The organism is Streptococcus sp. C150 (assembly GCF_000187445.1).
Lineage (GTDB): Bacteria > Bacillota > Bacilli > Lactobacillales > Streptococcaceae > Streptococcus > Streptococcus raffinosi.
Genome location: NZ_GL698449.1, coordinates 557,610 through 560,013, shown reverse-complemented (window position 1 = coordinate 560,013; position 2,404 = coordinate 557,610). Strand labels below are relative to the sequence as shown.

The window sequence follows — 2,404 nt, the reverse complement described above, 5'->3', positions numbered from 1 at the left end:
GGACCAGTTGATTCTGCTGGTGTCGCTGTTGGTGTCACAGGAGTTACTGTTGGGGTGTAAGTTGCTGTAACTGGGGTACCGTTCTTATCTACACGTTTAACCGTTACTCCTGTACCTGTTCCTGTAAATGATTTTTCTGGAACAAAGGTTACTGTTCCGTCTGCTGCTACTGTGTAAGTTCCAACACCTTCAACAGTCTTAGTTGTTGAACCATCATCAAAGGTTGCTGGAACATCATCGTTCATTGGTACACGGCTATCGCCTTCAGTAAATTTAGGCTTACCTGTTTGTGTTTGGCCTTGGATGTCTGTAGATGTTGCAGGATCAGCAGTTGGTACAACTGGAGTGATCTTCGGTGTGTAAGTTGTCTCAGCGACAGTTCCGTTTATATCAGCTGCTTGAACCTTAACTGGAACGACTTCTCCTGAGTAAGATTTATCAGTCGGTGTGAAGGTTACAACGCCTGTTTCTTTATCAACGGTGAAGGTACCAATCACGTCACCGGCTGGTGATTTCGCATCTACTGAAGCTGCTGGCTGACCATTTTCGTCTAGAAGAGTAATGGTATCCTTATCAATTGGTGCAACTGGGTCACCTTCAGTGAAGGTTACTGTTCCAGTTTGAACAATACCTTGAGGTCCAGTAGATTCAGCTGGTGTTGCAGTTGGTGTTACTGGAGTCACAGTTGGTGTGTACTTAGCAGTAACTGGAGTACCGTTCTTATCGACACGTTTAACCGTTACTCCTGTACCTTCTCCAGTGAATGATTTTTCTGGAACAAAGGTTACGGTTCCGTCTGGAGCAACAGTGTATGTTCCTTCACCTGGAATGGTCTTCGTAGTTGAGCCATCGTCAAATGTTGCAGGTGTATCATCATCCATTGGAACATTTGGATTACCTGGTGTGAAGGTTGGTGTACCTGATTGCGTTTGACCTTGTTTGTCAGTAGATGTTGTATCTTCTGCAGTTGGGGTAACTGGTGTTACGGTTGGTGTATAAGTTGCAGAAGCTTTTGTTCCGTTCTTATCTTCACGAACCACTATTACAGCTGGTGCTGTTCCGACGAAGGATTTTTCTGGGACGAATGTAACGGTTCCGTCTGCTGCTACTGTGTAAGTACCAACACCGTCGACAGTCTTCGTAGTTGAACCATCATCGAAGGTTGCTGGAACATCATCGTTCATTGGTACACGGCTGTCACCTTCAGTAAATTCAGGCTTACCTGTTTAAGTAGCACCTTGAATATCTGTTGATTCAGCTGGTGTAGCCGTTGGAGTTACTGGTGTCACAGTTGGTGTGTACTTAGCTGTGATTTCAGTACCGTTCTTATCCACGCGTTTCACTGTTACGCCTGTAGCAGTTCCAGTGAATGATTTTTCTGGTACGAAGGTTACGGTTCCATCTGGAGAAACAGTGTAAGTTCCTTCACCAGGAATGGTCTTCGTAATTGAGCCGTCTTCGAAGGTCGCTGGAGTATCTCCATCAATTGGAACATTTGGATTTCCTTCTGTGAAGGTTGGTCTACCAGATTGTGTTTGACCTTGGATATCTGTCGATGTAGCATCTTCAGAAGTTGGAACAACTGGAGTAATCTTCGGTGTATAAGTTGTTTCAACTGTAGTTCCATTGGCATCAGCTGCTTGAACCTTAACTGGGACAACATCACCTGAATAAGATTTATCTGTCGGTGTGAAAGTCACTACACCTGTATCTTTATCAACGGTGTATGTACCGATTACGTTACCTAATGGTGATTTCGCTTCTACTGATGTTGCTGGTTGACCATTTTCATCAAGAAGAGTGATCGAATCCTTGTTAATTGGAGCAACTTCGTCACCCTTAGTAAAGATTACAGTTCCAGTTTGAACAAGACCTTGAGGTCCAGTAGATTCAGCTGGTATTGCAGTTGGAGTTACTGGAGTTACGGTTGGTGTGTAAGTTGCAGAGGCTTTAGTTCCGTTCTTATCTTCACGAACAACCGTTACGGCTGGTGCTTTACCTGTGAATGTTTTCTCAGGAACAAAAGTTACAGTTCCGTCTGCTGCTACTGTGTAGGTACCAATGCCGTCTACTGTCTTAGTAGTTGAGCCATCATCAAATGTTGCTGGAACATCATCGTTCATTGGCACACGGCTGTCGCCTTCAGTAAATTCAGGCTTACCTGTTTGAGTTTGACCTTGCTTACCTGTTGTTTCAACTGGTGTCGCTGTCGGTGTTACAGGAGTTACAGTTGGTGTGTAAGTTGCAGAAGCTTTGGTTCCGTTCTTATCTTCACGAACAACCGTCACTGCTGGTGCAGTTCCAGTAAATGTTTTCTCAGGTACGAAGGTTACGGTTCCGTCTGCTGCTACTGTGTAGGTACCAACGCCGTCTACTGTCTTGGTAGTTGAGCCATCATCAAATG

1 pseudogene is annotated in these 2,404 nt (G+C 44.7%); it reads right to left on the bottom strand.

What is annotated here, in order from left to right:
* Positions 1-2,404: pseudogene (locus tag HMPREF0848_RS10980) on the bottom strand (CshA family fibrillar surface protein C); the annotation flags it as partial.